Consider the following 25202-nt stretch of genomic DNA (forward strand, 5'->3'; position numbering starts at 1 on the left):
AAAGAGCACCTCCCTATAAGTTGTAGTAAAGGAGAAATCTGGGGTGAATAAACCTTCAAGAATTGTGGGGCTTGATATAGCGCGCTCACTCGCCATCATCGGCATGATCATTGTCCATATGGCCTCACTACTTTGGAGCACAAAGGTTGTGCTCTCTGGCCTGCCATCATCATTGTTCGCCATCATCGCCGGCGCCACAATGATGATCATCGGCCGTAATTACAGCAGCACCACTTTCTTGCGGCTGATCACTCGCGGTGCCCTGATCATTCTCATCGGCCTGGCACTATTGCCGGTCGGTGGAGAAATTCAGGTGGTCCTCGTCATCATGGGCCTGGTAATGATGCTGGTTTCCTGGATGCCAGCGCTCGGAACTTGGTGGCGAGTCGGCTTCTTCATCGCCGCAACCATCGCCGCCACAATCAAGTACGCGCCTATGACGCTGCCGCAGATTTATCCGCTACTCGCGTGGATTGCATATTTCATCGGCGGCATGCTGCTTTACGACGTCTACCTGCGCGGTCGCCTGCAAAGCACTTCCACCTCTGAGACCAACGCCAATACTCGGTTGAGCTGGATTGTTACCGCTGTCAGCGTTGTCGTCACTGCCGTCGGCATGTACTTCCGATTTGATCCAGAGATTGCTGGCTGGCTCCGCTTTACCGGACACACTGGCGTCTTCGGCGAAATCATTCTCTCCGTCGCTGTTGCCGCTATTGTGTTGCACTTGTGCCTGTTCGTAGGCGATCGTTTCCCAGCTGTGGTTTACCCATTCGCGGCTATGGGAACAATGTCACTGACTATCTACATCCTGCACGTTCTCACCGCGTTTTATTGGCAGCAGAATGTTGTATTGCATTCCACGTTGTCCGCAGCCGGTTTCATCGTATTCTTCCTCGTCATTGCTAGCCTCTGGAAGAAATTTGTCGGACAGGGCCCTGCCGAAAAACTCGTTGCCACCGCAATCAAGGCCATTGTTCCTTCTGGGAAAGGGAAATAACCGTGAAGAAAACATCTTTTTCCATCGCAGCAATTGTTAGCAGCACCCTGCTTCTATCTGCAGCCCCAGCTCTTGCATTGGAAAACGGCGAACCCGCACCTGCGAATGCTGAAAGCAGTTCTGTGGCCGCGCTGAAGATTGGCAAAATCGGCAATTTCGGTGACTGTACCGGGACGCTGGTTGCCGACCAGTGGGTACTCACTGCACGCCACTGCCTGGAGTCTGTGAACAACGAAGGGACCCAGGCCCGCATCGGCGGGAAGGTCTACGATGCCGATTCTTGGGCGCTGTCTCCAATGTCTGATGCGGGGTTGCTCCACCTGACCCAAAAGGTCACTGACGCAACACCCGCGAAGGTTTCCCGCGATATCCCAACACCTGGACAGACGGGAACTCTCTATGGCTGGAGTAGCAGTTCGTCCATGGCACGATCCGGACAGCTTCCGATGACCAAGATGGTCGTCAATGAGCTGCTGGGCGGAGGTCCCACTGAAGGAACTCCAGGTGAGGCTGCTCCAGATGGGGCCGCTCCTGGTGAGGCTGTTCCGGGCGGTGCCATGCCGGATGCAGTAAAGCCAGATGACTCCAAAACCGAGTCGATCCCCGCAGGAACGGAAAGCATCCCAGCCGACGCTGCCATGATGCCAATGATTCAAAGCGCCATCCTCGACGCACATTCCGTCTCTGGCGCGGGTATGCAGGGCGGTGACTCCGGCGGCCCGTTCTTCGTCGACGGTAAGCTCGCGGGCCTGGCTACTGCCGGAACCTCCAATGGCGACCCTGACCTCCCCTCCCCCAGCGCAGCTATCACCACCCTCGCCGGCACGGCTGACTGGATCGATGACATCACCTCTGGCCGAGACACAGAAAGCGTGCTGACCGCGGAGAACACTCCTGCTCCGCCAAAGACCATTCAGACCAGCGCCGATCACATGTGGGGTTACCTCGCCATCGCGTGCGTTGGCCTGGTTGTCGCAGCAGCCTGGTCGCGCGTTAGGAATGGCCGACAGTAGAACCGTCTAACCACAACCACAAGCCGCCTCCCCGGAAAGTACTGGGTAGGCGGCTTTTATCGTGCATGCGAGGAACTTAAACGTGACTGAAGCCACAAAATCTCTCGGTAACTGACGTACAATCGTGAGGCATTCCTATGGTTTTATTCTAATTTTTCTATGAATTGACGATGCGATTCACATAATTGCTCATTGGTGAAACCCCACCAACGAGAAAAGTAATCAATTCCCGTGGATGGTTACACGCCCTTCGACGTCTTGATGGATATCGGTTGGATTTCGTTGCTGCTCATCATCGGTAATTTGATGCGGCGATTCATCCCCTGGTTCCAGAAGCTCCTCATTCCTGCACCGATTACTGCAGGCCTACTCGGCTTGCTACTAGGCCCCAACGCTTTGGGGATCATCCAGTTCAGCGAGCACTTCGGCGACTATGCGACGATTCTAATCGCCGCAGTCTTCGGTGCCCTGCCGTTCACAATGGACTTCGATGCCAAGGTTCGCCAGCGCGCGCGAACAATGTGGTCCTATTCCGTGGGCATGTACCTGGCACAGTGGGGCTTCTTCGCACTGCTTGGCGTGATTCTTTTCGCCCCGCTGTTCAATACTCCGGACTGGTTCGGCATCATGCTGCCCGTCGGCTTCGTCGGCGGTTTCGGTGTGGCAGCAGCAGTTGGTGGCGCACTGGACTCGGCCGGGACTGAGGCCACGAGTTTGGGCTTTACAGCCGCCGCGGTGGGCATGTTTTCCGCAATTGTCGGTGGCGTTATCTTTGCCCGCTGGGGTTCAAAGAAGGGGCACACCAACGAGTTGCCCGCCTTGGATAAACTGCCGGAGGACATGCGTACCGGCATTATCTCTCTTCCCGGCCAGCGTCCAAGCGTGGGACGTGCGACCACGAGCCCGTCCTCAATTGAGCCGATTGCGCTGCATGTCGCGGCACTGGCGGGGACGCTCTTCCTGGCGAATATCCTGACTAACTTGGTCAATGACGCTTTCCCGGCCTTGAGCTTCCCGCTGTTCGCGATGGCCTTCCTCGTCGGCCTGGCGGGTGTTGGAGTACTGCACCTGATTAAGGCACCGCACTACCTGGATACGAAGTTGATGGGTTCGGTCTCCGGCGCGTCGACGGACTTCCTGGTTGCAGTGGGCATCGCGTCGATTGTGCCGGCAGTAGTGGCCACCTACATCGTCCCGCTGATTATTCTGTTCGTCGTGGGTCTGGCCTTCTGCCTGGTGTTGTTCTTCTACGTCGCACCACGAGTCTTCGAACATGGTTGGTTCGAGCGCGCCGTATTCAGCTGGGGCTGGGCAACCGCTTCCGTAGCCACGGGTATCGCCGTCCTGAAGATTGTGGACCCGGAGCAGAAATCCGGCACTCTCGAGGAGTTCGGCATGGCCTACGTGGGCTTCGCACCATTCGAAATCGCGGCGGCCATCCTCGCCCCCATCGCCATCATCGCCGGACTGGTGTGGCTATTCGGTGGGGTCGCACTTATCGGTGGCCTGGCTCTGTTGATTCCGCCGATGATCTGGTTAAAGAAATCGAAAGCCAGGGCTTTGTAGAAGTTCCCACACCGCCCACATTTGCGAGCCCAGCGTGGGCTGTCCGGGCCTGTCTGGCAGCTGTCTTCCCACCGTTTTGCCAGTATTGCGCTCACTTATCGATGCATGATTCACCCATCGATGCGCTCCAGCGTATCCATAAGTGAATAACTCATCGATATGTGAAACCGAAAGCTAGCAGCGCGTACATGAGCTGAGGCAAGTCGACCAGAATCAACCCAGCAATCCCCTCAAGCTAAGTACCTTCAGCCCGACTAATCGAGCAGCGCCTCACGCTGCATTTCTGATGACCGTCCTTCAATGCCCGGTTGTGAAGTGCGCGAGTTCGTCAGACCCAACGACTACCTAACGGCTTAACCCCCAAACGGTGATTTGACCCCCAAATAAAGAAAACCCCTACCAGCGTTTGCACCGGTAGGGGTCTCTTCTTAGTGGCGGGGGCTGGATTCGAACCAACGACCTCTGGGTTCTCACCCTCAAGTTCGAGCCACCTGCAGTTATTACCCTTTTACCTGCTGATTAGAGAGGTATAAGCATACTGGGCCTTACTGCGCCTTACCGCGGATTACCGACTCTTAAGTCCCGTTTTGAGTCCCACTTTCTTCACCGAGATTCAAGGCTCCCCGCATAGCGTCGACATCAGTCCAATCCGTGTAGTTGCGCGCGTTCACGTCGACGTCATGCCCGAAGTAGGCTGCACGCACCTGGGCGGGCACCCCTCGCGCGATGGCCCGGTTATTGAGCACCGTGCGCCAGTCATGGGATCTCATTAAAGCGATGTGGTCGTCCTGGACCTGCGCGCCGACATCTTTAAACAGAGCCGCTGACGCTTTCACGGCGTTGTCGGTGCGCCAGTGCGCCTGCTTGTCTCCTGGCGAAGGGGTCAGTGGGTCGGTCGTTCCTAGTCCGTCGAGCCGGTTTAACCAAAACTTTTCGACACGCTTGTCCAGGAACGGGATAGAACGGCCTCTGTGCGTTTTGGATTGATCAGATGTAATGCTGATCGCGATTTGCCCATTAGCGACTTTTACAGATTGTCTCGTCGCCGCCAGCGCCTCTGAGATGCGAAGTCCCGTCCCCGCTTGTAGTAGTGCCAGCGCAACCACGTTGCCATGTTTTGCGATGGAGCTTGCTCGCCGCCTGTTTGTGAGGGCCGTCTTTGACGGTGGCGAGTACGCCTGAATCTGCGCAGCAGATTCAGGGGGCCGACACCGGAGAAGCGTGACCCTCACAAACAGACTGTGGCCCTGGCTGCATCAGCAGTCGGGGCCACCCTGCCACAGTAAGCACGACATGTAGGAGGTGGATATGCGAGACAAGTTCTCGGCATATTCGCGTACAACCGTGCGCCTCGATAAGGATTTAGACCGATTTGTCGAGGAGGTTGCACGGGTTTCAGGGGTGCAAAAAGCCGTCGTGTTCCGGGAAGCTCTCTACGTCCTCGCAGAGGAGGGGAGCGACTAACGCAGAAGCGTTTGGCCCCGGACACTCTGCGCCGCCTAGACGAGATGAATGACCAACTGCGTCGGATTGGTGTCAATCTGAACCAGGTGGCGCGGCGCGCGAATATCGACGGCGTTGCACCTGTGTCTGAGGCTGTAGAAGCGATTGCTTCCGAGGTTTCTTCTCTTCGTAAAGAGGTGAAGGGCTTTGTCCACAATCAAGATTAACTACAGCCAGAATATCCGCGCGGCGACGGTCTATGCCGTCTATGGAACGGCAGACAATGCCCGCAAGGGCAAGGTGCGAGCTGATGCCTTATGCACGGTTCAGCCCAACGCTGAATCGTTTTCTCCGGAGGCTACGGCTGGCCGTTGGTCGGGTGTGGACTTCATGGAAGCCAGTGTGGAAGAAATGGAGCGATATGCTCCGGCTCAGCGCACTGACGAAGCAATTATTTATATCCAATCGTGGGCTAAAGACGAGCTGGATAAGGATAACCCGGCCGATGTAGCTCGGGCTAATGCGGCTGGCTCAGAGCTGGCGATGCGGCTGACGCAGGGCACGGGAGTTCCGTTTACCGTGGCTACGCACACCGACAGTAAAAGCGGCTGTGTCCACAACCATATCGTCTTCGCCAACCACGATACGCAGACAAAGAAGGCTGCACCTCGGGATATGCGCAACTGGTACAAGCTGCGCAATATCAACGACGAGCTGATGCGCGATTTGGGGATGCGTGTCCTGGAGCGAGAGCCGGAAATATCGCTGCTTCCTGCTGAGCGCAGGGCACGCAAGGAGGGCAAGTCCACAGACTCGACGGGCCTGGGCGTGGATGAGCTGACCGCAGCCACGTGGGCTGATTTTGCCCGCAAGCGCATGGATGAGCTGTGCGCGGATAAACAGGTGGCAGATGCTGACGACCCACTGGCGAAGGCAGTAGAGATTGCTGGCAAATACAACCTGTCTCTAAAAGTGCAGCCCAACTCAAAAACCGAGGGTGAGTCGCTAACCGTGGCCCTGGTCGACGACGACGGCGAGGATGCCTACTTCACGAACACCACGAAGGCCGGACGTACTCGAAAGCGTAAAGCAGCTAAAGCTGGCTCAAAATTGGGCCGCAGCTACTCGCTAGAGGGTGTGACCGAACGCGTTAACGAGGCCCAATCAGCCCTTCTTGCGCGGCAGCTTGCAGCACTTCAAGCCAATTCAACCGATGACGACCTGGAGGCGAAATACGGCTCCAGCCTTCTCGATGACGAGGAGGAAGAAAACTATAACAACCAGGAGGTATTCAATCATGGTGTCAGTGACCGAGATGACGAAGCTAGCCCAAGCAGCGGCGAAAGGCAAGATGGACAGCGTCTTGAAGGTTCTCAGCCCACGCCTGGACAAGGCGGAGAAGGCTATCAAGACGCTGCAGGAGAAACTGAAGAGTCTGCCGGAGAATACAGGGGACATTCTCAGTTCTCTGCCCAGCGACTTCTCGACGAGGTTGACGCAAGCGGAAAGCGAATTAAGGAACGTAAAAAGCAATCTCGCCGCAAACAAGAACTACGTGAGCAGCAGTCACTTCCAAGTAACGATGATGGAAGTGCAGCAGATGATCACCGGGCTGATAAGGAACATCGAGGATCTGCCCAACGGCCTGGAGGGGGTAAAAGGGTACCTAATCGAGATAAGCGAGCAGATGTCGCGTCTGACAAGGATGCAACAGCTGGTACTCAAAGCAGCCGAAAGCCCCATCCATCTCGACAAGGATTCCAGCCAAGCAGTAGCCCAGAGCCTGAACGCTCAGATGACTTCGAGCCTGACTTCTAGCCTGGAACCGCTGGTAGAAGTAGCTGTATCTGAGGCAATGTCGAAAGAGTCCGAAAGCCTGCACAAGGCAGCAGAAGCATCTAAGAAGGCTCGCAGCGCCCTGCTCCAGGAGAAGGAGTCCAACGAAAAGCTGCTGGAGAAGATACGTGCAGAGCGCAAAAAGTACAACGACGACATGGAAAAGTCGAACACGAACTTTATTAAGGCCTGCATGTCTGCCTCGTGGATTGCAGCCAGTGTTCTCTTCGTTGCTATCGCACTCGTTGCTGTCGGAGCCTTGGGGAACGGGCTGCTAAGTATGCTCGGCATACCCGACGGCGTGTCTGCCTTGTGGGGTCACGTCCAGGAGGCCAACGGCATCGGCCCAACACTGGGCTGGTTGGCGTTAACACTTATCGTCATAGGGGTTCTTATAGCGCTTATGACCTGGATGTTGTCCCAGGCTGCGCCGGGTATTGCTCACTTAGTCGAGGAATACCGTCGCAATCACCCGAGGAAAGAAACGAACCACTAACTAGAACACGTGCACCGTAAAAAGTAAAAATCCCCACAACACAGCGTAGCGGTTAACCGCTACGCTTCTTTTATGCTCTTCCTATGCCCCAACTTTGCAACAGCACCAATAAACTGGCGCCCCGGTTATAAGTTGGGGCGCCAAGTCGATGTGCTCGAGTCGGGGGATGTTAGTGGCCGGTGCCAAGCCGGCCAGACAGGCGGTTCAGCCGGTCCTGACTGGGACCGTCGAGCCCGATAATGGACACGGTTTTGCCTCTGTCCTGGAACTTCTGCGTAATCGCGTCAAAGGTCGCGACCGTGGAGGCATCCCAGATCTCCGCCTCAGTGAGATCAATAGTGATATGACGGGCAGAATCGGTGTAATCAAAGCGATAAACCAGGTCATTGCTTGATGCCCAAAACAACTGGCCATGCACCCGGTAGGTACGAGTATCAATCTCGCCATCGCCGTCGCCGTCGATCTCGGAGACCTTTTCAATGGAAGCGATATGTGCCATCCGACGGGCGAACATGATCATCGCGGTGACCACACCCAACACCACACCAATGGCCAGGTTGCTGGTGGCTAGGGTGGCAATAATCGTCACGGCCATAACAATGGTCTCAGAGACCGGCATGAGTTTAAGGGTGCGTGGATGCACCGAGTGCCAGTCGATGGTGCCGACCGAGACCATGATCATGATTGCCACCAGCGCAGCCATCGGGATCATGCCAACGATGTCGCCCAGTGCCAGGACCAGGACCAGCAGGAACACACCGGCTAACAGGGTGGATAGGCGGGTACGTGCCCCGGATTCGCGGACGTTGATCATGGTTTGACCGATCATCGCGCAGCCACCCATGCCGCCGAAGAAACCGGAGGCAATATTAGCCACCCCCTGTCCCCAGGATTCACGAGTTTTATCGGAATGAGTGTCGGTGATGTCATCGACGAGCTTGGCGGTCATCAACGATTCCATGAGACCGACCACGGCCATGGCCAGGGCATAAGGCGCGATGATCTGCAGGGTCTCCAACGTCCACGGCACGTTCGGAATAAACAGGGACGGTAAGGTCTCCGGCATCTTGCCCATGTCCGAGACCGTCGGGACAGTCAAACCGGCGGCAATGACCAAACCGGTGAGCACGATAATCGTGACCAGCGGGGCGGGGATCACACTGGTGAGCTTGGGGAAGAAAATCATGATCACCACACCCAAGCCGACGAGTGGGTAGACTATCCAAGGCACATCAATGAGGTGTTCGAGTTGGGCGGTGAAAATCATAATGCCCAGTGCATTGACGAAACCCAGCATCACCGATCGGGGGATAAAACGCTGAAGTTTCGCCACACCGAGGGCGCCGAGCACGATTTGTAGGACACCGCCCAACAGGACGGTGGCGATGAAATAATCCATCCCGTAACCACGCGCCACAGGAGCAATGACTAGGGCAATAGCCCCGGTGGCGCCGGTGATCATTGCCGGGCGGCCACCGGTAAAGGCGATCGCAATGGCCATGACTACCGAGGAAAACAGACCCATGGCTGGGTCAACACCGGCAAGGATGGAAAAGGCAATGGCCTCAGGGATCAGCGCCAGGGATACCGCCAGTCCGGCCAGAATCTCTATACGGATACGGGCGGGGGAAGAAAATGCGTAACGGAAGGATGCGATGATCCCGGTAGGGGCATCAGCGCCGTCTGGACTCAGGAGGGGGCGGGGGGGCCGCCGTGCTAGTTTCAGTCATAGATGTCCAATCTTTGAGGGGATAGGTAACTGGGCGAACGCCCGAAAGGAATCCAACCCTCTAGTAACTTTAGGTTTGGTGATGGTGGTCATGGTAGCGGGAGTTTTACTCAACCGCCAACCCAGGCACAGGAACCCGTGGGCAACATCACCGTGAAGGAGAACAGGCAATGCAAAACAGTAATTTCAAGATCGGCGAGGTCGTTGACCAGACGGGGTTGTCGATTCCCACCTTGCGTTATTATGACAACGTCGGCCTGATTACCCCATCGGGGCGTAGCCCTGGTGGGTTCAGGCTTTATAGTGAGGCTGATGTACGTCGTGTTTTGCTGGTGCGACGGATGAAACCGCTGGGGTTTACTCTGGATCAGATGCGGGAATTCCTGGAAGCTGCGGAGATTCTTCATAGTTCAGATGGCGGGCAGGAAAGTGATACCGCACAGCAGGCACGGAGTAATGCCAAGGCCACCCTTGCCGACATTCGTGAGGAGACGCGCACCCGCTACGAAAAGCTACGCAAGCAAATTGCCTACGCTGAGGAATTCCTCGATCTGGTCAACACCCTGGCACCCTAAACTGCCCCCATCCTTCGCAGGGAGAAAAAGACCATCGTATTGAATGCGCTCTGTCGAATCGCGTTCCAGATGAAGTGGACGAACGCCCGCGGCCTCTCCGGAGTGGATGGCGATAGTACAGAGGACTTCTGAAATCCGTGCAGACGACTCCTCAAAACGACACAGTCATCCAAGGTCACAAAATCGAAAATTGTCACTTAACCCCATCACTTCCAAACCGGCTTAAGTGACAAAATGCCATCGCTAAAGTCCCGATTTGAGTCCCAGGACGTGCGCCTTAAGAGAAATAACTAAAGCCCCTACCAGTGTTTACACCGGTAGGGGTCTCTTCTTAGTGGCGGGGGCTGGATTCGAACCAACGACCTCTGGGTTATGAGCCCAGCGAGCTACCGAACTGCTCCACCCCGCGTCAACTGTCCTGGCTTTTACAAGCACTCACAGCGGGTGCTGACCTCTCTGGCCAACGAGAAGTAACTGTAGCACGGAGGTCCCAACAAAGACCAATCCCCAGGTCATAGCGGGTTTCGCTACAACCTGGGGATCCTATAGACCATAAGAACCTATGATTCTCGGCTAATCTCTCGTTGCGCGCCTTACTCTCTGTAAACCTTACTGCCCGTTGGCCTTTTGGTAGTCAGCGGCAGCGCGGTCGAGCTCAGCAAGTGCCTGGCCCTGGGCTGCATAGTCACCGTTCTTCTGGGCGTCGTTAAGCTTCTGTAGCGCATCGGAGATACGGCGAGCGGCGTCGTCACGCGCGGCGACATCGACCTTGCGCTCTTCCTTCGGCGCCTCGTCGTCGGACTCGGCGGCGGCGCCCTTGTCCTTATCCTCCGGCTGCTCCTCGGCCTCTTCCTCACCGCGAACCTTGGTCACAGCGGAAGCGTCGATACCAACCTGGCTCAGAGCCTCAGTAACCGTGGCACCGTAGCCCACCTGACCGCGGTAAGCAACGAGAATGCGCAGCAGCTTCGGGAATGCGGTCTCCTGGCCCTTGCGCTGGGTGTAGACCGGTTCGACGTAGAGAATCTCGCCATCACCAACCGGCAGCGTCAGCAGGTTACCGTTGGTGACCACGTTCGTCCCCTCGAGCAGGGTGCGGTCCTGGGCGACCTCATCTGCGGACATCATCGTGTCCTGCGCCTGACGTGGACCCATGGTCTGGGTGTTGGTCGGCAGGGCACGGATGGTGATTTGACCGTACGTCTCCGGATCGGAGGAAGCACTCATCTGGGCGGCGAGGAACTCGCGCTCCAGACCACGGAAAGCGGAAATCAGCTGGAAGCTCGGCTTACCAGTCTCCGGATCGGAAGCGACAACGTAGTACGGCGGCTGGGAGAGATTCTTCTCTTCCGGTGCGGTCGGATCGGACGGGACGGACCAGAAGGAATCGTTGGCGAAGAACACACCCGGATCGCTGACGTGGTACTTGGCCATCAGCTCACGCTGAACCTTAAACAAGTCCTCCGGGTAACGCAGGTGCTCCTGCAGTTCTTCCGTAATTTCAGCCTTCGGCTTCACCACACCTGGGAAGACGCCTTCCCAGGCCTTGAGCACCGGATCCTTCTCATCGAACTCGTAGAGCTCAACGGTGCCATCGTAGGCATCGACGGTCGCCTTGACCGAGTTGCGGATATAACTGACCTCGCTGTTCGGCAGCGGGCGTGGAGTGCCATCCGGGTTAATGGAGTCCTGCGTGGTCTCCTGAAGACTCATGCGCTGGGAGTACGGCATCTTGGCCAGCGTGGTATAGCCGTCGACGATCCACTTCATACGGCCATCGACTACAGCCGGGTACGTCTTGGTGTCGGTAGTCAGCCATGGGGCAACCTTTTGAACACGGTCACGCGGATCGCGGTTGTAAATGATCTTGGAATCCGGCCCAATGCGGTCGGACAGCAGGATGTTGAGTTCCTGGTAACGGGTGGCGAAAATCATGCGGCTGGCAAGTCCGCCAACGCCAACACCGCCCTCACCGTCGTAGGTGAAGTTTCGGCCGTCAGCATCGTACTCGTAGTCCTTGCCGTCACCATTGCCGCCGACAATCGCGTAGTCGGCATCGCTGTTGGCGATAACCGGACCGTAGTAGATACGCGGCTGCTTCAGGTTCAGGTTCATGCCGTTCGGGTCCTCGGACTCGAACAGGTCAGCCACGGTGTACAACGGGTAACCACCGCGGGCGGAACCGGACTCGGAGGCAACCTCATCGACCTTGTTAGCCGGTGCAGCAACGAAACCGTTGCCGTGGGTGTAGACCGTGTGACGGTTGATCCAGTCAGTCTGGTTGCCCTGCAGCGTCTGCGGGTTCAGCTCACGAGCAGCGACGATGAAGTCACGGGACGCGCCATCGATCTGGTAGCGGTCAATGGCAAGCGGATCGGAGAAACCGTAGAAGTTCTTCAGCTGACGTTGCTGCGTGAAGGTACGCGGCAGGACCTCCGGATCCAGGATTCGGATATTGGCCAGAGTAGCGGCATCGCGCGAAATCGAATCCGCTCCCTCCTTTGCCGCCTTCTTATCGCCTTCCTTTTCAGCCGGAACACCCCAGTCGCGCTCGACCTTCACCTTGTCGTCGGTAAGCCCGTAGTGGTAGCGCGTCGATTCAATATTGCGCGCGATGTACTCGCGCTCCTTGGACGCACGGTTCGGGTTAACCGAGAACTGCTCAACTGCCATCGGCCAGGCCACGCCAATCAGACCGGCGGAAACCAACATCAGCACGGTGGCAAACGCCGGGATGGAAAGATTGCGCAGGAAAATGGCTGCGAAGAATGCAGCGGCCACGACAATCGCGATGACCAGCAGCGTAATCTTTGCCGGCAGCAGCGCGTTGATATCGGTGTAGGAACCACCGGTGAAAGTCTTCTGCTTGTTATTCAGCAGCTCATAGCGATCCAGCCAATAAGACACGGCCTTGAGCAGCATGAAAACACCGGCCCAGCACGCCAACTGCGCACGAACTGCATTGGAAACGCGGGTCTTCTCCCCTGTAGTCGGATTACCTGGGCGGATACCACCAAGGAAGTAATGCGTCACCAGCGACAGCAGGAACGCAATAACTACCAGGACAACCAGCGTCGACACGATGTACGACCACAGCGGCAACTGGAACGCATAGAAGCCCAAGTCCTTGCCGTACTGCGGGTCCGTCTCACCGAAGGACTGTCGGTTTAAGAACAGCTGCACCGTCTGCCAATTGCCCTGCCCCACAAGGCCACCGAGTACACCGAATACAACAGGCAGCGTGGTGAACATCGACTTCGAACCGGATTCAGCCATTCGTCGGTATACGGCCTGCGGGCTGCGCGGGTCCGTCAGCCCCAGGTCGACGGGACGCGAGCGCCACGCCAACCACATAGATAGAAATGTCAGCGCGCCCGTTATCAGGCCTACGATGACAAACAGGACGATACGAGTGAGCCACGTGGTGGCGAATACCCCTCGATAGTCCACTTCACCGAACCACTGAAAGTCCGTATAAAAGTTGACGGCAATGGGAATGACAAAGGTCAGCGCGGCAATCACCAACACGGTAATTGCCAGCCACCCCGGGCGGCCACCCGCCGATCGTCTCGGTCGAGTCTGGTTTAGAGACAACGTCTCTCCTGTCCAAGTTGAACTTGACTTGCCAGCGAGCTGGTAAGTCGGTCGTACGCTTATCTGTCATCTACTCTAAATAAAGTTCCTAACATTTGACTAAGGATGCTGTTAATACAGCGTTGCCAGGAAAGGGGCGTCGTCAAGCGTCATGAGCGAAAACAGCGGAACTCAGACTCATCTCAGCCAGCAGGCACTCAATCGCGCCGTACGCGAGGCTGTCGAATACGTCCACGCCGAAGGTTGGGACCGCGCCCCGAGTCTCTTCGCCCTCGTCCCCACCGCCGCGCTTGCCGACGTGCTTGCCGACGAGCTGATTGACAGCGCCCCGCTGACTGTCGTTGCGCAGGAACCTCTCCCCGAGGGAATTGAAGGTGGTAGCCCTGAGTTGGCGGACTTTATCGCTCGGACATCGTGGCCGGCAGGTGTCGTTGGTGCCGTGCTGGCGCAGGAAATTATGGTCATCGCCCCGGAGCGGGCGGACAGCTTTGAGGGTGCATCCCTGGACGAGGTCCGGGCACAGGCGGATGGTGAAGCGGCTCGCCAGGCACGTCTTTTCAGTGGTGTTATCAGCGAAGGTCCACACCTAACGCTGATTCAGCCGCGCCCCACAGAAGCGGAACTGGATGAGCGTGGCCCCTTTGCTGAAGATGAGATTGAGCTAAAAGATGGTTCTGGGGTAGCCGATGGTGTCATCGCTGCGTTGTATTCCACGTTCGGAAGCGCCTCATAAATCCACCTACCAGCGATAAGAGACAAACAAGAGGCGTTGAAAGCGCCGAATATCCATATAACTAGCTGATTCCGGTTGACATCAGGACTAGAACCTAGTTGTATAACAAAGTGATAAAGGCGCGTCTCTAAGTATCCGCTCAGGGTTCTGTCGGACTGGGTTCTGTCGGACTGGGTTCTTACAGGGACGGTCTGTGGCGAAGAAATCGCGAGTGTAGCGCGAGTTTTTCCTTCTATTGGTTTTCAACTAAGAGGTTTTTAATTATGAAGAACAACGTTGTTCGCCGTGCAGCAGCTTCGGCAGCTGCAGCTTCTGCGCTGGCAGCCTCCCTCCTGGCTGGCGGTGTTGCCAACGCTCTTCCTACTGGTAACTACGTTGCCTTCGGCGATTCCTTCGCTGCTAACCCGGGCCAGTCCGATCCGGCCGTGCCGGGCCGTGGTGGCTGCCCAATTTCGGTTTCGAACATCGGCTCTCACGTTGCCCGTGAGACTGGCCTTGAACTGCACGACTACTCCTGCAATGGCACCACCGCTTTCATGCCAACTCAGCCGCAGAAGTCCCTGATGGGCCAGGTTGACAACGCCATCGCTCAGGGCTCCCTCGGCCCGGCTACCCAGCTGGTGACCATCTACGTTGGTGCCAATGACGCGATGCAGGGCGCAGTCCTGCCAATGCCGGTTCAGGATGACCTGTACACCACCAACGTTGTGGCTGCTGTGGAGAAAATCAAGGCCGCTAACCCGACTGCCCGCGTCATGCTGATTGGCTACCCGGCTTTCACTTCCAATGACCCGACTCATTACGCCTGCCCGGTTAACGCCGCAGGTTTTGCACCGCATATTCCGGCTGCTGGCTTGCACGACTTTGAGATGGCTCTGCAGAACCGTCAGCAGCGCGCTGCCGCTGAATCCGGCATTGGTTTCGTCAACATGAAGGAAGTTACCCACATCGACGTCGCAATGTGTGGCCCGGACGGTGAGCGTCAGGTCTCCGCAATCCTGGATACCGATGTTGCTTCCTACAACATGACCAACCACCCGACTTTCCACGGCTCGGCAGTTACTGGCACCACTATCGCCAACGTCTACAAGGGCACTTTCTAAGACTTCTCAACGTCGCTCAGGCGTTTTGAAGGATTCTGAAAAATAAAACCCTCGACCCGCTTTTGAAAAAGTGGGGTCGAGGGTTTTGCCGTACCGTGCGCGGCGGGCGCCGTTCTACACTTTCGCTTCCGCCACGTCCGCCTCTGCAGTGACCTTGATTCGTTCTCTTCCCTTCAGCGCGCGGAGGGCGTAGAGAATTGTTGCTAGGTCGATAACCTCCTGCAGTAGTGCACCGACCACTGCTGGGATGTAGCCGAATGCCGCAATAAGCATCAGTGCAACGGAAAGCACGATACCAATCCAAATGGCTGTCTTGGCTACGGTCAGCGTCCAGCGACCAATATCAATAGCTCGTGCCACTCGCGAGATATCGTCGCGAGTGATGACCACATCTGCGGCCTCGGAGGCTTCCGTGTCACCGCGCGCGCCCATGGCAATACCGACGCCAGCAGCTGCGAGCACCGGGGCATCATTAATCCCGTCGCCCACCATGATGACCGGGTGCGGCTCCATCTCCTTCAACAGGCGCACCTTGTCCTGCGGCAGCAGCGAAGCATGGTATTCGGGAATACCGACCTGACCTGCGATTGCATGCGCGGTATTGGCATTGTCGCCGGTAAGCACCACAGTCCGTTCAAAGCCATGGTGCTGAAGCGCACTCACTAGCTCCGCTGCATTTGTGCGTGGCTGGTCATCCAGGATTAGCGCGCCGGCATACTTATTGTCGATGGTGACGTACGCCGCCGTCTGCCCATGACGGAAGGCAATTTCCCTGACTTCCGGCGCTACCCGACGAATAAAGTCCAGCTTGCCGACGCGCACCTTCACCCCAGCTACCGTGGCCTCCACACCTTCAGCATCTACTTCCATACCATCTTCGGCCACTGGGAGTTCCAGCCCTTCGGCGGCCTGAATAATACTATCGGCCAGGACGTGCGTGGAGAACTGCTCGGCTGCCGCAGCATAAGCAAGCATCTGGTCACGCTCGATATCTACCGCGTGAATCTCAGCGACCGTTGGGTGACCGTAGGTCAGCGTGCCGGTCTTATCGAAAGCAATCGATTTAGCAGCAGCAAGACTCTCTAGGACGGCACCGCCCTTGACAATCACGCCGGCGTTGGATGCACGACTCATACCACCGAGGAACGCCACTGGAGCACCAATCAGCAGCGGACACGGGGTCGCCAGAACGAGTACCTCAGCGAAGCGCACGGGATCACCACTCATAAACCATGCCACCGCTGCGATGAGCAGCGAAACTACCGTAAACGGCACCGCGTAGCGATCCGCCACACGCACAATAGGTGCCTGCTGATCTTCTGCCTGTCGGACCAGCGCGATAATCCTCTGGTACTGAGAATCTGCCGCTGACTTGGAGGCTTGAATACGAATTGCCTGCGTTCCATTGACGGAACCTGACAGAATCGTGTCCCCGACATTCTTATGAACCGAGCCAGCCTCACCCGTCAGCGAAGACTCGTCGACCGACGTTTTATCAAAAGTCACACCATCAACCGGAACGACCTCCGAAGGACGTACCAGCAGGTAGTCGCCTTTTGCGACATCCTCAATGGGGATTTCCTCCGCATCATCCGGCGCCGCATCCAGCGACGGCAGACGACGCGCCATATGCGGTGCGCGGTCGAGAAGACTGCGCAAATCCCGCTTTGCGCGGTAGGCCGCGTAGTTTTCCAATGCCTCACCGCCGGTGAGCATTAGAGCAATAATCGATGCCGCGATATATTCCCCCACCGCAAGGGTCGCAACCATTGCAATAACAGCGAGAATATCTAACCCGAATTCCCGGCGTATTATCTGCTTTGCCATGTCGAATGCTGTCAAAATAATGACGAATCCAACAAAGACTGTTGCAACAACTTGGGCAGCAGCCGTTAAACCTACGAAATACAGGATAAGAACAACAATTAGTTCGATTGCCACCGCAAACAAAAGGCGATATTCCTTTAAAATATTGCTCGCATTACCCACACCCCTATAATGCCAGGCTATTGGGCATTTTTCGAGTTCAAAGGGCTCAATTCAAATTGTTCAATGAGCATTACCTTACGTCTTTTACTCTACAGTGCCTGATAAGTTTAAAAATACAATTACACGACATAAAAAATATAAAAAGCAAAATCCCCGACCATTACGGCCGGGGATTTTCTATCCGTGGAGCTGCCGAGAATTGAACTCGGGTCCACCGCCAACTCGCCAGGGCTTCTCCGTGCGCAGTTCGCACGATCGCCTCTACTCGACCCTTCGGCTCAGGCAAACATGTCCGAATGACGGGCCCAGCCGCAAGTAAGAAGATCCCCGATGAGCCTTACGGCACACCCATCGGGCGAGCCCTTTTAAGTCGATGCCAGGGTCCGGACCAAAGGGCAAGCCCGGCCTGACAGACACGCTAGTCGCTTAATTAGGCAGCGAGAGCGTAGTCGCGCTGAGTGTTCTCGGCGCTTAATCAGTTGCTACGACGCTTAAACGGTGGTCTCTAGCCTGCACCGGCACGCTTCCCCTGGCTCACTGTACGGTGTCGAAACCATGTCAGCCCCATACAATGCCTTCGAGTGCGGGAATGTGCGAAGCACTCAAAGGATGTTCAAGAATAACGCTTTACGACGAGAAAAGTCAACAAGCTTCGCCGCAAGCCCCACAGCCCCGCCCAAATGTCAACTCCGGGTTGACGCTGGCGTCAACCTATGGTTGACTGCAGTCATGGATCCATTGACGACAATCCGTCACCGACTGCAAGCAAAGAACATTGCCGAACAAGAACTCGAGGATGCCGTGGCGCAGGCTCGCGCAGCGGGCCACTCATGGGCAGAGATTGGAAATGCACTCAATATCTCCCGGCAGGCGGCATTCAAGCGGTTCGGAAGTGTCCCAGACCCCGTATCAGGAGAATTAATGACTGCCACAAAAACTACACATATCGCCGAGCTCGGCGAAAAATTCCTTCGCCACATCATCAACGGCGAAGAAGCAGAAACCGTAAGCATGGTTTCCCCAAAGCTCCGGAAGGATCTCCCCTGGTCCACTATCTACTCTGCCTGGGAAGATGTTCTCACCGAGACTGGGGCGTTCGAATCTTTCGACGACACCCAAGTCACCAGCCTCGGGGGAACCAGGACTAAGGAACCGACCTCGCAGAAACTCCTGTCGAAGATTCTCGGCACAAGTCTCGTCATCACCACCCTCAAACATGAGGCTGGCGAATGGATGGCTCGAGTTGCCTTTGACCGTCACGAAAACGTCATTGGCCTACTCATCCTCCCAGTCGATGCGACTGAGTTCCCCTTCTAAAAAGGGTCTCTTCTAATGAAGACCTCTTCTACCCCTTGATGCCCTTCACACGGCGGCCCAGCGCACGAGTAGCTTCGCGCTCCTCCGTGCGGCGCTTGATGTCCTGGCGCTTGTCATAGTCCTGCTTACCGCGGGCGAGTGCGAGCTCGACCTTCAAGCGGCCGTCGGTGAAATACAGCTTCAGGGGTACAAGTGTGTTGTTGCCATCGCGGACCTTGCCCCACAGGGTGTCAATCTCCTTGCGGTGCAACAACAGCTTGCGCGAGCGACGCGGTGAGTGATTCGTCCACGAACCGTAGGAGTACTCCGGGATATGCAGCCCGCGGAGCCACACTTCGCCGTCGTCGATGGTCGCGAAGGCGTCGTTAAGCGATGCTTTGCCCTCGCGCAGCGCCTTGACCTCAGTGCCCACGAGAACGACACCGCATTCGTAGGTGTCCAGAATATTGTAGTCATGGCGGGCACGACGATTGGTGGCCACCACCGCGTTGTTGGCGCTGACCTTTTCTTTCTTCGACTTCTTCTTGCCCATAACCTGCTCAACTCTAGTCGAAGAAGGTGCACTACAGCTATTCCCTTACTATTCCCTTAACTTTCCCTTGTGCGCCTCCTTGCAGCCAACATATATATGCCTCTGGCCTTTTACGTTGTGACGCAACTTACTTTCCCCTAACCTTTTACCAACGTCTAACACAGAGGGATTTATAAATGGGACAGTCAAAAACGTTGGAACCGGACAAAGCGCCACCGAAGCCAAAGGGGTTCCTAGCCACACTTGAACGTATCGGCAACGCACTGCCAAATCCGTTTTGGCTATTCGTGATCCTTGCTGGTGTAGTCATCGTTTCTTCGTGGCTCGGTGCGGCTGCGGGTATGCAGGCCAAGGATCCCGCGTCGGGCGACATCATCGAGGTGGAAAGCCTCGCAACCGCGGAATACCTGCAGAAGATGGTCTCGGAAGCGGTAACAAACTTCACTGAGTTCGCTCCAGTCGGCCTGATTCTGGTGTGCATGCTCGGTGTGGCAATTGCTGAATACTCCGGCTATATCGGTTCGGCAATTCGAGCAGCTATCGCCAAGGTTCACTCCCCAATCCTGCTGACGTTCATCGTCGCTTTGGCAGGCGTGACCGGTTCGATTGCCTCCGATGCCGTCTACGTGATCCTCATTCCGCTGGGTGCCGCCGCTTTTTCCGCCGCCGGGCGCAACCCCATTGTCGGTGCCATGGTCGCCTTTGCCGCCTCGTCGGCCGGGTTCAACTCGTCGCTGGTGCTGAACATCACCGATGTGCTGCTGGCGGGTATCTCCACGCATGCGGCGCAATTCGTGGATTCAGAGTACCTGGTTTCACCGCTGGCCAACTACTTCTTCACCATGGCCTCGTCGATTGTGCTGGCACTGATTATTACAGCAGTGACTGAGCTGTTTATTACCAAGCACGTGGAAAAGACCGTCCACGACGACCACATTGACCACGATGCCGCGGAATTCACCAAACCGGGCGCTTCGGAGGAAGCTGCCGAGGAAAACGCCAAGAAGGAGGAGCGGAACACCGCATCTAGCAGCTCCAGCAATGGCCGCGACAAGCTAATCCTCAACGATGCCGAACGACGTGGCCTGCGCTACGGCAATTTCGTCGCCGTCATCTTCCTGGCACTGTGGTTCGCCGCCCTATTTATCCCAGGCTCGCCCTTGCGCGGCGAGGGCGACGGCATCTTGAATTCCGTACTGCTTACCGACGTCGTGGTATCCATCGCTCTGTTCTTCACCGTCGTCGGTATTGCGTACGGTATCGGTGCCAAGACCATCACCTCTTCCGCAGATGTGCCGGCATTCATGGAACGCGGCCTGGGCACACTGACAACCATGATGGTTCTCTTCTTCGCCGTCTCGCAGTTCACGGCCTACTTCAAGTGGTCCAATATCGGCCAGTGGACCGCTATCAAGGGCGCCGAATTCCTGACCAAGGCGGATCTGCCGCCGCTGTTGCTCTTTGCTGCCTTCGTCCTGATGGTGGCTGTTCTCAACCTGCTGATTACCTCGGGCTCCGCACAGTGGGCTCTGATGGCGCCAGTGGTTGTGCCGATGCTGATGTACGTCAACGTCTCCCCAGAGGTCTCCCAGCAGCTATTCCGTATTGGTGACTCCCCGACCAACATCATTACGCCGATGTCGCCGTACTTTGCGCTGGCGCTGACTTTCCTGCAGAAGTACTACAAGCCTGCGGGTGTCGGCACGCTGATGTCGCTGGCTATCCCGTACTCGCTGTGCATGCTGGTGGGCTGGTTCCTATTCTTTGTCGTGTGGTACCTCGCGGGCATTCCGCTGGGGCCAGGGGTTCCGGTGCGTTAACTCACAGCCACTAGGAGATTGAGGGATTGGTCGAATTTTTCGCCCAATCCCTCACTTATTTGCGGCACCCGGGCTTAATATTGCGTACGGTCGCCACCACAACGGGCGTCGTAAAGCGAAAACGTACACACATTGAGCACACACTGAGACGCGGATATAACCTATGCCAACAAAGCACCTAAAATTTACGGGATCGACCGGCGAGACTCTGGCTGCATCAATTGATTTGCCGGACGGTAAGCCACGCGCGTGGGCGCTATTTGGTCATTGCTTCACGTGTAATCGGATGGTGCCCGGCGCGTCACGCACCTGCAAGGCGCTGGCGAAGAAGGGCATTGCGGCGTTCCGGTTCGACTTCACTGGCCTCGGGCAGTCCACTGGCGATTTCGGTGAGACGACGTTCCAGACCAACATTGATGATCTCAAGGCCGCCTACGAGTTCATGGAGGAAGAATTCGAGGCACCGTCACTACTAATTGGGCATTCGCTCGGTGGCGCAGCGGCGCTGAACGCCGGCCACGATATGCCGAAGGTCAAGGCGGTAGCGACAATCGGTGCACCCTTCGATCCGGCACACTCGATTGTGCGTATCGCCGGTGACATTTCGACGGTAGATGAGCACGGCACGCAGGTTCTGCAGATTGAAGGTCGCGGCATTCCGATCTCCCGTGAGTTCCTGGAAGTGTTGGCGGACTACAACCCGGAGGTCTATCTCAGCCAGCTGCGCAAGCCGCTTCTGATTCTGCACTCTCCGACCGACCAGACCGTCGGTATCGACAGTGCGCAGAAGATTTTCCAGGTATCTCGCTATCCAAAGTCTCTGATGAGCTTGGATCGCGCGGACCACTTGCTCACTCGCGCTAAGTCCGCTGCGCGTGCCGCTGACCTGATTTATGCGTGGGCTGACAGCTATCTTCCGGAGGCTGAATAACTCCGTTATCATTAGGGGTTATGGACACGACTGAACACTCTGGCCACTCGCACGGCCACGGTCATTCACACGGCCACGGTCACGGCCATGACCACGCTCATTTTGACCCCGCGAATACTCCTGCCCGCCGCCTGCTCGCGGCTGCGGGTCTAACTCTTGTCGTATTTCTCGCCGAGCTCATCGGTGGCTTGGTCTCGGGTTCACTGGCGCTGCTGGCAGATGCCGGCCACATGGTGACGGACTCCGCAGGCCTGCTTATGGCAGTTGCCGGATTGGCTATCGCCCAGCGCGGAGCCAATCACCGCGCGACGTACGGGTACCGTCGTGTTGAGGTTCTGACTGCTCTCGTCAACGGTCTGACAGTTTTCATCATTGCCGCTGTGATTCTCTGGGGCGCAATCCGGCGATTCGGGTCAGTGGAGCAATCTGAGATTCAAACCACGTCGATGCTCATCATCGCAGTCATCGGCCTGCTCACCAATGTGATTGCGGCGTTTCTGCTCGCCGGTGCTGCAAAGGAAAGCGTCAACGTCCGCGGCGCGTATCTGCACGTGCTTGTCGACGCCGCTGGTTCGGTCGCCGTCATTATCTCCGCTATCGCTATCGCATACACCGGCTGGACTGCCATCGACTCGGTGGTCTCTATCGTGATTGCGCTCTTCATCGTCCCCCGAGCCGCCGTTCTGGTGCGCGACTGTCTCCACGTGTTGCTGGAGTACACCCCGGAGGGCGTCGACACGGAGAAAATTGCTGCTGACCTGTCTGAGTTGGACGGAGTGGTCGATGTCCACGATCTCCACGTCTGGTCCCTCAACGGCAGCGACCTACTGGCATCTGTCCATCTCGTGCGCTGCGACACGCTCCCCAACGGCGACGAGCACGCATTGCTCGACCGCGCGCAGGCACTGCTTCACGACGTCCACGGGATTGAACACGCCACGGTGCAAATTGAACGAACCGGGCACGCTGACCACGAGTACCCGGCTCATACCTAGATTGTTCGGCTAGTAGCTGAAGTAAGATGCTAGCCCTCGAGCTGCTCCCCTAGCTCCAGCCACTCCATCTCCAGCTCTGCCTTCTGCTCAGCCACCTCCGCAGCACGGCGATCGAGGTCCGCCAGCTTTTGTGTGTCCAAGTTGGCTACGTCAGCACTCGCTTCCGCCATCTGCGCATGCAGTTCACTTTCTTGCTGGCTGAGCTTCGCCATCTTCCGCTCCAGGGCGCTCATCTTCTTCTGGACAGCATGAGCTTCCGCAGCCGAGAGCTTCGAGGTATCCTCCTCTGAAGCTGCGCCACGGGTCTGCGGACTACCGACATTTGCTTGAGAGGCACCGCCACTAGCGGCCGAGTCGGCCAGCTGTGCGCGACGCTCCAGGTACTGCCCAATCCCGCCTGGCAAGTTCGTCAGCTCGCCATCGCCGAAGAGGGCCCAGGTCGAGTCGGCAATACGCTCAATCAGGTAGCGGTCGTGAGAGATGACCACCAGTGTGCCCGGCCAATTGTCCAGCAGATCTTCCAATTCCTGCAGCGTGTCAATATCCAGGTCATTCGTCGGCTCGTCGAGCAGCAGGAAGTTCGGCTCACTCATCAACACACGTGTGAGTTGCAAGCGACGGCGCTCACCACCGGAGAGGTCTGCGATTGGGGTGCGCTGCCGCTTCGGGGAAAAACCCAGTCGCTCCGCCAGTTGCGAGGCGCTAATCTGCTTCTTGCCCAGGTCAATGTAGGTCGCCACGTCCTCCACAGCGTCGAGCACACGCATATCCAGTGGCAGATCATCGAGCTCCTGTCGCAGCCAACCCAGGCGCACCGTCTTGCCCTCAATCCGTTTGCCATCGCTTAAGGGGTAGTCTCCCGCCAATGCGCGCAACAAAGTCGTCTTACCCGAGCCGTTGACACCGACCAGGCCAATGCGCTCGCCGGGGGCCAGACGCCACGTGACGTCGTTAAGCAATTCCCTACCATCGGGCGTTTCCAGGGACGCATGCTCTAGCTCCACGACCACCTTGCCCTGTCGACGCTGCGAAAACGCCATCAACTCCACGGAATCACGCGGCGCCGGGACATCGGCGATGAGAGCCTCAGCTGCTTCGATGCGGTAGCGAGGCTTCGAGGTGCGGGCCGGCGCACCCCGGCGCAACCACGCGAGTTCCTTACGCGCAAGGTTCTGGCGACGCTGCTCGGCGGCATCGGCTTGGCGCGCACGCTCGGCACGCGCGAACGTCCAGTCGTTGTAACCGCCATCGTAAAAATCGACGGTGCCGTCGTGGACTTCCCACGTCTTCGTGGCAACGGTATCCAGGAACCAACGATCGTGCGTGACGACGACCAGGGCTGCCCGGCGCGAAAGGACATGATCGGCCAACCACTGCACCCCCTCAATATCGAGGTGGTTCGTTGGCTCATCGAGAATGAGCAAATCCAGATCGCGGACGAGTGCGGCCGCCAGGTTAACGCGACGGCGCTCACCACCGGAGAGATTGGCGACCTTAGTATCCATACCGAGGTCATTAATACCGATGCCATCGAGGACCTCGCGGATGGAAGCGTTACCCGCCCACTCGTGTTCAGCGAGTCCCAGCGGTGCAATGACGCACTCAAACACGGTGGAATTCGGGTCGAGCTCGGCGCCCTGGGTGACATGCGCCATGGCCATGTCGTTGGCTCGCGAAATACGTCCGGAGTCCGCCGGCTCCACGCCTGCCAGAATCTTCAGCAGTGTGGACTTGCCGCCACCGTTCAAACCGACAACGCCGATGCGGTCGCCCTCTTGAACGCCGAGGCTGACGCCGTCGAGCAGAGTCTTGAGCCCGAAGGACTTAGAAATATTCTCGCAATTAATCAGATTCGCCATGATGAGTATTTATTGTGCCCCATTCGACGTTGCCAAGCACACGCCGAACATACCAGGCCACCGGTAGCTCCTCGAACTGCTCTCGGGTTACCCATTTAAACTCCGGATGCTCGCCGCTGAGCTGGACATTTTGCGTGTCGTCAGCCTCGCGTACTAGAAAAGTCGCGGTGTGGAAGCGGAAATTCTCCCCGCCCAAATCCGGATTGGAATAGTGGGCAAATTCGCTGACCTCCGCTGCGCGCAAGCCGGCCTCTTCACGCAGTTCGCGCACAGCGGCCTCCACGGGCTCCTCCCCCGCGTCGAGCTTGCCACCGGGCAAATCCCACTGGCCCCCGAGGAAGCCCTCGTATTCACGCAGCAGAAGCAACAAGCGGTCACCGCGGAAAACTATGCAGTTGCACACCCAACCGTCGTCGTCAGGCCAGAACTTAGTCCAAGCCACGCCGCGCGGTTCGCGCCGGCCGATTTCGGCCCTGCTGGGGTTGTCATCACGGTGCATGAAGGGTGTGCCTGCCTTTTTCAGTTCTGCTTGTGGCTCATCTTCTCACTTCTTCCCACTTTAGTGCCGGGCTCACTACAAAAGGGTGTGCTAGGCGGAGGCACCGATGAGACATGGTGAATACCAGTAATTTATAATTCACGGATATTCTTTTGCCACTAAATTGTTCTGG

20 protein-coding genes, 1 tRNA gene, 1 other RNA gene and 1 pseudogene are annotated in these 25202 nt (G+C 57.1%); 14 read left to right on the forward strand and 9 right to left on the reverse strand.

The genetic code is table 11. The annotated features are described in order from the left end of the window. The first annotated feature begins 43 nt into the window (after positions 1-43). The 3 genes from HMPREF2708_RS10055 to HMPREF2708_RS10065 all read left to right on the forward strand — a co-directional run bounded on the left by HMPREF2708_RS10055 (position 44) and on the right by HMPREF2708_RS10065 (position 3579). Positions 44-1000 (forward strand): DUF418 domain-containing protein, encoded by a 957-nt coding sequence (locus tag HMPREF2708_RS10055; protein ID WP_070834127.1) that lies wholly within the window; start codon positions 44-46, stop codon positions 998-1000. Positions 1001-1002: 2 nt separating this feature from the next. After that, positions 1003-2013, forward strand: coding sequence for a trypsin-like serine protease (locus HMPREF2708_RS10060; RefSeq protein ID WP_070834128.1), 1011 nt, complete (start codon positions 1003-1005; stop codon positions 2011-2013). Between the two features lie 231 nt (positions 2014-2244). Next, on the forward strand, positions 2245-3579 hold the full coding sequence (locus HMPREF2708_RS10065) for a sodium/glutamate symporter (protein ID WP_053087273.1): 1335 nt from the start codon (positions 2245-2247) through the stop codon (positions 3577-3579). Positions 3580-4154: 575 nt separating this feature from the next. Here the strand turns inward: HMPREF2708_RS10065 and HMPREF2708_RS10070 are convergent. Then, on the reverse strand, positions 4155-4685 hold the full coding sequence (locus HMPREF2708_RS10070; protein ID WP_070834129.1) for a site-specific integrase: 531 nt from the start codon (positions 4683-4685) through the stop codon (positions 4155-4157). A 202-nt stretch (positions 4686-4887) separates the two neighbouring features. Between HMPREF2708_RS10070 and HMPREF2708_RS11325 the strand changes: the two genes are divergently transcribed. Genes HMPREF2708_RS11325 through HMPREF2708_RS10085 form a run of 4 tightly spaced genes read left to right on the forward strand, consistent with a single transcriptional unit; the run spans position 4888 to position 7354 of the window. Then, complete coding sequence (locus HMPREF2708_RS11325; protein WP_246840410.1) at positions 4888-5043, forward strand: ribbon-helix-helix protein, CopG family; 156 nt, start codon at positions 4888-4890, stop codon at positions 5041-5043. A 44-nt stretch (positions 5044-5087) separates the two neighbouring features. Next, positions 5088-5249 (forward strand): plasmid mobilization relaxosome protein MobC, encoded by a 162-nt coding sequence (gene mobC / locus HMPREF2708_RS11330; RefSeq protein WP_246840411.1) that lies wholly within the window; start codon positions 5088-5090, stop codon positions 5247-5249. Further along, positions 5230-6840, forward strand: a complete 1611-nt coding sequence (locus HMPREF2708_RS10080; RefSeq protein WP_070549416.1) for a relaxase/mobilization nuclease domain-containing protein — start codon at positions 5230-5232, stop codon at positions 6838-6840. Before mobC ends, HMPREF2708_RS10080 begins: the two co-directional genes overlap by 20 nt. Then, the gene (locus HMPREF2708_RS10085) at positions 6818-7354 is read left to right on the forward strand and encodes a hypothetical protein (RefSeq protein ID WP_224783739.1); all 537 of its coding nucleotides are present in this window, start codon (positions 6818-6820) and stop codon (positions 7352-7354) included. The genes HMPREF2708_RS10080 and HMPREF2708_RS10085 overlap by 23 nt, the downstream gene beginning before the upstream one ends. A gap of 169 nt (positions 7355-7523) precedes the next feature. On the opposite strand, the pseudogene HMPREF2708_RS10090 reads toward HMPREF2708_RS10085, so the two are convergent. Further along, a pseudogene (locus HMPREF2708_RS10090) lies at positions 7524-9084 on the reverse strand (SulP family inorganic anion transporter). Between the two features lie 169 nt (positions 9085-9253). On the opposite strand from HMPREF2708_RS10090, the gene HMPREF2708_RS10095 reads away from it, so the two are divergent. Further along, positions 9254-9658: a MerR family transcriptional regulator gene (locus HMPREF2708_RS10095; RefSeq protein ID WP_034664654.1), complete on the forward strand. Its 405-nt coding sequence runs from the start codon at positions 9254-9256 to the stop codon at positions 9656-9658. 335 nt (positions 9659-9993) lie between these two features. On the opposite strand, the gene HMPREF2708_RS10100 is transcribed toward HMPREF2708_RS10095, so the two are convergent. After that, positions 9994-10067, reverse strand: a tRNA-Met gene (locus HMPREF2708_RS10100). 200 nt (positions 10068-10267) lie between these two features. Continuing rightward, positions 10268-13252, reverse strand: a complete 2985-nt coding sequence (locus HMPREF2708_RS10105; protein ID WP_070834130.1) for a UPF0182 family protein — start codon at positions 13250-13252, stop codon at positions 10268-10270. 151 nt (positions 13253-13403) lie between these two features. Here HMPREF2708_RS10105 and HMPREF2708_RS10110 point away from each other — a divergent pair, with 151 nt between their 5' ends. Next, positions 13404-13985, forward strand: a complete 582-nt coding sequence (locus tag HMPREF2708_RS10110; protein ID WP_070834131.1) for a PPA1309 family protein — start codon at positions 13404-13406, stop codon at positions 13983-13985. Positions 13986-14248: 263 nt separating this feature from the next. Continuing rightward, positions 14249-15088, forward strand: coding sequence for a GDSL-type esterase/lipase family protein (locus tag HMPREF2708_RS10115; RefSeq protein ID WP_070834132.1), 840 nt, complete (start codon positions 14249-14251; stop codon positions 15086-15088). Positions 15089-15202: 114 nt separating this feature from the next. Here the strand turns inward: HMPREF2708_RS10115 and HMPREF2708_RS10120 are convergent, their stop codons facing one another. Both HMPREF2708_RS10120 and ssrA read right to left on the reverse strand, forming a co-directional pair. Beyond that, positions 15203-17029, reverse strand: a complete 1827-nt coding sequence (locus HMPREF2708_RS10120) for a heavy metal translocating P-type ATPase (protein WP_246840412.1) — start codon at positions 17027-17029, stop codon at positions 15203-15205. A 229-nt stretch (positions 17030-17258) separates the two neighbouring features. Beyond that, positions 17259-17643, reverse strand: a transfer-messenger RNA (tmRNA) gene (gene ssrA, locus HMPREF2708_RS10125). 163 nt (positions 17644-17806) lie between these two features. Between ssrA and HMPREF2708_RS10130 the strand changes: the two genes are divergently transcribed. Next, the gene (locus HMPREF2708_RS10130) at positions 17807-18394 is read left to right on the forward strand and encodes a DUF3887 domain-containing protein (protein ID WP_070834133.1); all 588 of its coding nucleotides are present in this window, start codon (positions 17807-17809) and stop codon (positions 18392-18394) included. Between the two features lie 28 nt (positions 18395-18422). On the opposite strand, the gene smpB is transcribed toward HMPREF2708_RS10130, so the two are convergent. Further along, the gene (smpB, locus tag HMPREF2708_RS10135) at positions 18423-18926 is read right to left on the reverse strand and encodes an SsrA-binding protein SmpB (protein WP_038626299.1); all 504 of its coding nucleotides are present in this window, start codon (positions 18924-18926) and stop codon (positions 18423-18425) included. A 176-nt stretch (positions 18927-19102) separates the two neighbouring features. On the opposite strand from smpB, the gene HMPREF2708_RS10140 reads away from it, so the two are divergent. The 3 genes from HMPREF2708_RS10140 (at position 19103) to HMPREF2708_RS10150 (ending at position 22672) form a co-directional block, all read left to right on the forward strand. After that, on the forward strand, positions 19103-20746 hold the full coding sequence (locus HMPREF2708_RS10140) for an AbgT family transporter (RefSeq protein WP_070834134.1): 1644 nt from the start codon (positions 19103-19105) through the stop codon (positions 20744-20746). A gap of 163 nt (positions 20747-20909) precedes the next feature. Further along, entirely contained in the window at positions 20910-21677 is a 768-nt protein-coding gene (locus HMPREF2708_RS10145) for an alpha/beta hydrolase family protein (protein ID WP_070834135.1), read from the forward strand. Between the two features lie 20 nt (positions 21678-21697). Further along, entirely contained in the window at positions 21698-22672 is a 975-nt protein-coding gene (locus tag HMPREF2708_RS10150) for a cation diffusion facilitator family transporter (protein ID WP_070834136.1), read from the forward strand. A 29-nt stretch (positions 22673-22701) separates the two neighbouring features. Here HMPREF2708_RS10150 and HMPREF2708_RS10155 read toward each other — a convergent pair whose 3' ends face one another. Both HMPREF2708_RS10155 and HMPREF2708_RS10160 read right to left on the reverse strand, forming a co-directional pair. Continuing rightward, on the reverse strand, positions 22702-24531 hold the full coding sequence (locus HMPREF2708_RS10155) for an ABC-F family ATP-binding cassette domain-containing protein (protein WP_070834137.1): 1830 nt from the start codon (positions 24529-24531) through the stop codon (positions 22702-22704). After that, the gene (locus tag HMPREF2708_RS10160; protein WP_070834138.1) at positions 24515-25030 is read right to left on the reverse strand and encodes an NUDIX hydrolase; all 516 of its coding nucleotides are present in this window, start codon (positions 25028-25030) and stop codon (positions 24515-24517) included. Before HMPREF2708_RS10160 ends, HMPREF2708_RS10155 begins: the two co-directional genes overlap by 17 nt. Positions 25031-25202: the final 172 nt, after the last annotated feature.

The sequence above is a fragment of the Corynebacterium sp. HMSC073H12 genome (assembly GCF_001837775.1).
GTDB classification, from domain to species: Bacteria; Actinomycetota; Actinomycetes; order Mycobacteriales; family Mycobacteriaceae; genus Corynebacterium; species Corynebacterium amycolatum.

Excerpts from the sequence above, each read along its gene's own strand:
- mobC (WP_246840411.1), top strand. The coding sequence starts at position 5,088 with ATGAATGACCAACTGCGTCGGATTGGTGTCAATCTGAACCAGGTGGCG.
- HMPREF2708_RS10140 (WP_070834134.1), top strand. The coding sequence starts at position 19,103 with ATGGGACAGTCAAAAACGTTGGAACCGGACAAAGCGCCACCGAAGCCA.
- HMPREF2708_RS10130 (WP_070834133.1), top strand. The coding sequence starts at position 17,807 with ATGGATCCATTGACGACAATCCGTCACCGACTGCAAGCAAAGAACATT.
- HMPREF2708_RS10095 (WP_034664654.1), top strand. The coding sequence starts at position 9,254 with ATGCAAAACAGTAATTTCAAGATCGGCGAGGTCGTTGACCAGACGGGG.
- smpB (WP_038626299.1), bottom strand. The coding sequence starts at position 18,926 with ATGGGCAAGAAGAAGTCGAAGAAAGAAAAGGTCAGCGCCAACAACGCG.
- HMPREF2708_RS10145 (WP_070834135.1), top strand. The coding sequence starts at position 20,910 with ATGCCAACAAAGCACCTAAAATTTACGGGATCGACCGGCGAGACTCTG.
- HMPREF2708_RS10115 (WP_070834132.1), top strand. The coding sequence starts at position 14,249 with ATGAAGAACAACGTTGTTCGCCGTGCAGCAGCTTCGGCAGCTGCAGCT.
- HMPREF2708_RS10160 (WP_070834138.1), bottom strand. The coding sequence starts at position 25,030 with ATGCACCGTGATGACAACCCCAGCAGGGCCGAAATCGGCCGGCGCGAA.
- HMPREF2708_RS10150 (WP_070834136.1), top strand. The coding sequence starts at position 21,698 with ATGGACACGACTGAACACTCTGGCCACTCGCACGGCCACGGTCATTCA.
- HMPREF2708_RS10085 (WP_224783739.1), top strand. The coding sequence starts at position 6,818 with ATGACTTCGAGCCTGACTTCTAGCCTGGAACCGCTGGTAGAAGTAGCT.
- HMPREF2708_RS10155 (WP_070834137.1), bottom strand. The coding sequence starts at position 24,531 with ATGGCGAATCTGATTAATTGCGAGAATATTTCTAAGTCCTTCGGGCTC.
- HMPREF2708_RS10110 (WP_070834131.1), top strand. The coding sequence starts at position 13,404 with ATGAGCGAAAACAGCGGAACTCAGACTCATCTCAGCCAGCAGGCACTC.
- HMPREF2708_RS11325 (WP_246840410.1), top strand. The coding sequence starts at position 4,888 with ATGCGAGACAAGTTCTCGGCATATTCGCGTACAACCGTGCGCCTCGAT.